The 5411-nt window shown below is 30.1% G+C and carries 8 protein-coding genes; all 8 read left to right on the top strand.

The window, feature by feature from the left end; genetic code table 11:
- The first annotated feature begins 263 nt into the window (after positions 1–263).
- Positions 264–572 (top strand): hypothetical protein, encoded by a 309-nt coding sequence (locus tag FT986_RS11290; protein WP_147865154.1) that lies wholly within the window; start codon positions 264–266, stop codon positions 570–572.
- Positions 573–577: 5 nt separating this feature from the next.
- Positions 578–838: a hypothetical protein gene (locus FT986_RS11285; protein ID WP_147865153.1), complete on the top strand. Its 261-nt coding sequence runs from the start codon at positions 578–580 to the stop codon at positions 836–838.
- A gap of 400 nt (positions 839–1238) precedes the next feature.
- Complete coding sequence (gene rsgA / locus FT986_RS11280; protein ID WP_147865152.1) at positions 1239–2306, top strand: ribosome small subunit-dependent GTPase A; 1068 nt, start codon at positions 1239–1241, stop codon at positions 2304–2306.
- Between the two features lie 155 nt (positions 2307–2461).
- Positions 2462–3358: a GIY-YIG nuclease family protein gene (locus tag FT986_RS11275; protein ID WP_147865151.1), complete on the top strand. Its 897-nt coding sequence runs from the start codon at positions 2462–2464 to the stop codon at positions 3356–3358.
- A 190-nt stretch (positions 3359–3548) separates the two neighbouring features.
- Entirely contained in the window at positions 3549–4163 is a 615-nt protein-coding gene (locus FT986_RS11270; RefSeq protein WP_147865150.1) for a hypothetical protein, read from the top strand.
- Between the two features lie 212 nt (positions 4164–4375).
- Positions 4376–4669 carry a type II toxin-antitoxin system HigB family toxin gene (locus FT986_RS11265; protein WP_147865149.1) on the top strand — a complete coding sequence of 98 codons (294 nt, stop codon included), beginning with the start codon at positions 4376–4378 and terminating at the stop codon, positions 4667–4669.
- 2 nt (positions 4670–4671) lie between these two features.
- Positions 4672–5028 carry a type II toxin-antitoxin system HigA family antitoxin gene (locus FT986_RS11260; protein ID WP_147865148.1) on the top strand — a complete coding sequence of 119 codons (357 nt, stop codon included), beginning with the start codon at positions 4672–4674 and terminating at the stop codon, positions 5026–5028.
- A gap of 164 nt (positions 5029–5192) precedes the next feature.
- A complete protein-coding gene (locus tag FT986_RS15965; RefSeq protein WP_187248620.1) occupies positions 5193–5351 on the top strand; it encodes a hypothetical protein in 159 nt (52 codons plus the stop codon).
- Positions 5352–5411 lie beyond the last annotated feature (60 nt).

Raw genomic sequence — 5411 nt, 5'->3', positions numbered from 1 at the left:
TTCTTGATAATTCTTTTTTCCTTGCATTCCATGAAATTAAGGCTTTTTTGTAACTTGTGCAACAGACACAATGTATATAACAAATAGCTACGTCTGATATAAACCGAAAAATTTGGTATATTTGGTAAGTCGCCAAATCTTTTGATTTGGCTTTTGGATAAAAAAAATAAAAACAAAATACAAAAGATTTGGCTTGTTGCGAGGCGGAAAATTATCCGCTAACTTGCACGCTACTTGTCATATACAAACACGTTGCCAGTAATTTGAGAAACGAAATCGACATATCATTAATTTTAAGCGGAGTTAGAGCTTTATTAGGTCACGTACCTAATACTTTAAGGTTTGTTTCTGTTGAATTGAAAGATGAAATAATACATTGGAAATGTGTTTTTGACTCAAAAGCCAATGAGAAAGATATTGAACTTTTATCTCAAGCAGCTGGCGAATTAATTTCTGATTTCCCAAAATATGAATTAAATGAAATTAGCGAAATAGTTGATTTTCCAGCAAAAGGAATTCCGTTAAAAAATTTAATCTATTATAGACACGAGCATAATTATTATGAAAATTAAATACTATGGCAAGTCAAATATGTCCTCAATGCAAAGCAGACAGCTTTTATTGGAAATTAGATGAGGATGAATCACCTTTGATAATTTGGGATTGTGGACATTGTCAATATCGAGCATTTGAAAATGAATCTGATGAGCAGAATTGCTCAAAATGTGGAAAGAAATCTGAATCTAAGCTAAAAGATCAAGAAAAAGAATATTGGTGGTGTTCAAATTGTAACGAAACGGAATTAATAAAAACTACTGGCAACAACGTGTATAATTAATGGCTAGTTCTAGCCTACTTACGAAAATCCTCGCGGATTTTCTATTTGGTTTTTATTTGCTAAATTAAGTGGTTAAACACGCCACTAATCATACACAAAACCGTTGTGCTTAATACAAAAAACACCGTCTCTGTTCGACTTTATAAAAGATATTTTTTAACTTTGTACTCTGAATAAATTTTATGTCTATTAAATCTGTAATATCATATTCAGATATTGTAAAATAGATAGTCAATTTTCTTTGACTATCACCACTCTTTACTTCAGGTAATAATCTGAAGCATTTCTACTTATTTACATTTTACAAATATTAACACATCTATTGTGAACGCTTTTGTGTTTAAATTAAATTCATTTATGAATATCATAAGTGTTTACAATATTTTAAAATACACAGAATATGAAACTAGAACATTTAGGATATAATGACAAAATAGAAAAACTAAGAATTCAATATAATTTAGGAGACTTTGAAATTGGAAGAATTATTTCAGAGCATAAGGAAAGATATATTGTTAAAACAGAAAAAGGGGAATTTGATGCAGAAATTACAGGAAACTTAAGATATACTGCAAACACTCGTGAAGATTTTCCTGCTGTAGGAGATTGGGTTGCAATTTCTGAATATGATGATGATAAAGTTCTCATACACTCTGTTTTTCCCAGAAAAACCATCATTGAAAGACAAGCAATTGGTAAACAGGGGGAGAAACAAATAATAGCAACAAATATTGACTTTGCTTTTATAGTACAAGCTGTTGACAGGGATTTTAACATCAATCGAATAGAAAGGTATCTGACAATTTGCAATACATCCAATGTAAAACCGATTATCATTCTTAATAAAATTGACTTGATAGGCGATACGGTTTTAACTGATTTGATGTCTAAAGTTCAAGAAAGAGTGAAACAAGTACCAGTAATTGCTATAAGTAATGAGTCCCAAAAAGGGATTGAGAGAGTGAAAAAGCATATCGCAAAAGGTAAAACTTACTGTTTATTGGGCTCGTCAGGAGTAGGAAAATCAAGCCTTCTAAACAATCTTTCTGGTAAACAACTGATGAAAACAAATACGATTAGCACGAGTACAAATAAAGGACGGCACGTTACAAGCCACCGAGAATTAATCGTTCTTGAAAATGGTGGAATTATAATTGACAATCCAGGAATAAGAGAAGTGGGTATTGCAGATTCAGTTGGAGGGTTAGAAAAGACATTTGCAAAAATAGTTGAGCTATCTAAAAACTGTAAATTTAAAGATTGTACCCATACAATAGAAATTGGTTGTGCTGTTATCGCAGCCGTTGAAAGTGAAAAAGTAGATAAATTGTTCTATGAAAATTATCTGAAAATGAATAGAGAAAAAGAACATTTTGAATCGACTGTTGCTGAAAAACGGAAAAAGGATAAAAATTTTGGGAAAATGGTCAAACAATTCAAAAATTTAAAAAGGTCAGATAAGTACTAAGCACAACAAAGTATAAAAGCAATAGCGGTTTGGGTGTAAACTCAAACCGTTTTTATATTTAATTTAGTATATTCAAACCTGAAAAGTAGTGGCTTTTTTATCCGCTACTGCTCTTATACAAACCGTTAGCATTAATTAAAAACAAACATTCGTAAATGGGAAAAAAATTGACAGTTTATATGATTGATGGAACTGCTTATGGACCAAGGTTGAGCGAAATTGGAAATTGGGTTGGAAAAGCATTATACTCGCCAAGAGCTTCAGTCAATAAAATTATAAACCGAACCGAATTTGACAATCCTGGTATTTATTGTTTGAAAGGAGACCCAACAGATGACGCTTACGATGAGAAAATTTATATTGGAGAAGCGGAAAATATAAAAGCACGATTAAAACAACATTTAAGTGACGCTAATAAGGATTTTAAAGAGCTTATATTTTTTGTCAGCAAAGATGAATGGTTAACCAAGACACAAATTAGATATTTAGAATCACGATTAGTGCAAATGGCGATTGAAGCTAAAACTGCCCAAATTGATAATGGGAATTCGCCAAGTTTACCGACATTACACGAAGCTGATATTTCAGATATGGAATATTTTCTTGAACAAATTAAGCTGATTTTACCAGTAATGGGTTTTAAATTTTTAATCTCATCAACAGTTAAGCAAGAAGTTAAAAATATTGAGAATCCAAAGACAGAAATTGACGAAATATATTTTATAAAAACTAATTCTTTTAAGGCTTCTATGAAAGAAACCGACCAAGGATATATCGTTCTAAAAGGTAGTGAAGGGAAAAGAAAATTATCTAAATCTTGCACAGATACTTATGTTCATATGCGAAAAAAGTTACTCGAAACTGAAATTATGGTTGAAAGCGGAGAAAAATTAATTTTTGTAGAAGATACTGTTTTTAACAGTCCAAGTGCTGCTTCAAATATGATTTTAGGGCGAAACTCAAACGGTATGACTGAATGGGTAAATCAAAAAGGTCTGACATTAAAAGAAGTGCAAGAAATAACTAATGCTAACAACGTATATAACTCATAGCTAATTAGTTACTTAAACGAAGTTAAGGCATATTTGGAAAGTCGCCAAATTTTTAAATTTGACGATTTCCAATAAAAAAGATAAATAGTAAAATTTAAAAATCTGGCTTGTTCTCAACCGAAATTAATTTTCTAATTTGCACGCTACGAGCCATATACAAAACAGTTGGCAGTAATTTAACACAATTCCAATGATAAGAACTTTTATAAATGTTTTGTTATTAAGCTTTTTTATTATTAGCTGTAAACAAAAATCTGACAAAAATTTAAAAATTTCTGACTTAAATAATAACAAATCAGAAAAATGTGAAGTTCAAAAGAAGCACAGTTTCTCCGATATAAATACTAAAGATACATTTAAAATTATTTATAGCTGTGATGATTTAGAAGGTCCGATGATTTTTCAAATTTTAAATATTGAGGGAAAAATCATTTATGAAGAAAAAATTTCAGGTAATCAGTTTTATGATTACGAAAGACCTTGGTATTTATATGTATCAGATCCAAAGAGAGACGAAGATTTTGATCCTAAGAAAATGAATAAACAACTAACTGACAGTTTACATCAAGCTGATATAAAATATATAAAATCTAGAATGAACAACTTTTTTAATAAAGAAAATTTTATTAGGAATCCTTCATCTAAACTCGAAAAAGATTATCTTATAGAAGAAAATTTAGACAAGATTAATGATGAAAAAATCAATATTGGATTTTCATATAAACTTTCTAGAGGAGGAGGTTTCAAAGTCATATGTTATTCAAAAAAGTTAAAGCAAATTTTAGTAATCGCAGACTGTTGTTAAAAAACTACTGCCAACACTGTATATCACTCATTGCGGCGTTTGGGCTGAAGTCAGGATTTAGGATTTTTTGGAAGTGAAAACATTAAATTGAAAAATAATTACTAATTTTCCCGCAACGGAGCGATATACGAGACCGTTAGCCACAATATAAAAATCACAACAAAATACCAAAATGGTAACTTTTTTGATTATATTTGTAAAAAATATTTGAATTGAGAGTTATTGCTAAAAGTACATTACGTGAATTCTGGAAAAAACACACGGACAGCGAACAGCAACTAAAAGCGTGGTTTCGGGAAACAGAAAAAACGTCTTGGAAAACGATAAATGATTTAAAAAAAGATTATCCAAAAGCAAGTATTCTAAAAGATAATCGGATTGTTTTTGATATTAAGGGAAACAATTATCGATTAATAGTAAAATTTAATTTTGAGTATCAAATCTGTTGGATAAGATTTATTGGAACTCACGCAGAATATGACAAAATAAACGCTAACGAAATTTAGATATGAAAATCACACCAATAAAAAATGAAAAGGATTATCAAAATGCTCTCAATCGACTTGAGAAAATTTTTGATGCAAAAATGGGAACCCAAGAAGGCGACGAACTTGAAATATTATCAATATTAATTGACAAATATGAAAATGAACATTTCCCTATAGAAATGCCAGACCCAATTGAAGCCATAAAATTTAGGATGGAACAAATGGGAATGAAACAAAAAGATTTAGCGGAAGTTTTCGGATTTAAAAGCCGTGTAAGTGAAATACTAAATAAGAAAAGAAAACTGACACTGGAAATGGTTAGAAATTTAAACACTAAACTTCACATTCCAACAGATGTCTTAATTCAAGATTATTAATAAAAATACTGTGGCTAACACCGTATAACAACAATTGCGGCTTTGTGTCCTGCGGACACAACCGCGCAAGCATAAAAGTCAGTAATTTTAGCTATCTTAGTTCCAAATCAATCCGCAACTGATTGTTATACAAGACCGTTGCCCACAATTTAAAAAAAAAATCGATGAAAGAATTTAAAGCAGATGCCGAATTAGAAAATATCCTAATTAATAAAGGGTTTATTGAAACTACTTCGAAAAGAAATAAAATTAAAGGTAAAAAGAGTTTTAAGCAATCAAAAAACGCAAAAAAAGAAATTTATTTTGTAGAGGTCAGTATATAAATACTTATCTTTAAGGTCAATAAATATGATGTAATATGAACATTTTTAAAGGACAAAACC

Source organism: Mesonia sp. K4-1, assembly GCF_008017825.1.
Lineage (GTDB): Bacteria > Bacteroidota > Bacteroidia > Flavobacteriales > Flavobacteriaceae > Mesonia.
The sequence above is the reverse complement of the archived record's forward strand: the minus strand, read 5'-3'. Positions and strand labels throughout refer to the sequence as shown.

What these genes read in the sequence shown, in the direction of transcription:
- rsgA (WP_147865152.1), top strand. Translation starts at nt 1,239, where the DNA reads ATGAAACTAGAACATTTAGGATATAATGACAAAATAGAAAAACTAAGA.
- FT986_RS11275 (WP_147865151.1), top strand. Translation starts at nt 2,462, where the DNA reads ATGGGAAAAAAATTGACAGTTTATATGATTGATGGAACTGCTTATGGA.
- FT986_RS11260 (WP_147865148.1), top strand. Translation starts at nt 4,672, where the DNA reads ATGAAAATCACACCAATAAAAAATGAAAAGGATTATCAAAATGCTCTC.
- FT986_RS15965 (WP_187248620.1), top strand. Translation starts at nt 5,193, where the DNA reads ATGAAAGAATTTAAAGCAGATGCCGAATTAGAAAATATCCTAATTAAT.
- FT986_RS11270 (WP_147865150.1), top strand. Translation starts at nt 3,549, where the DNA reads ATGATAAGAACTTTTATAAATGTTTTGTTATTAAGCTTTTTTATTATT.
- FT986_RS11285 (WP_147865153.1), top strand. Translation starts at nt 578, where the DNA reads ATGGCAAGTCAAATATGTCCTCAATGCAAAGCAGACAGCTTTTATTGG.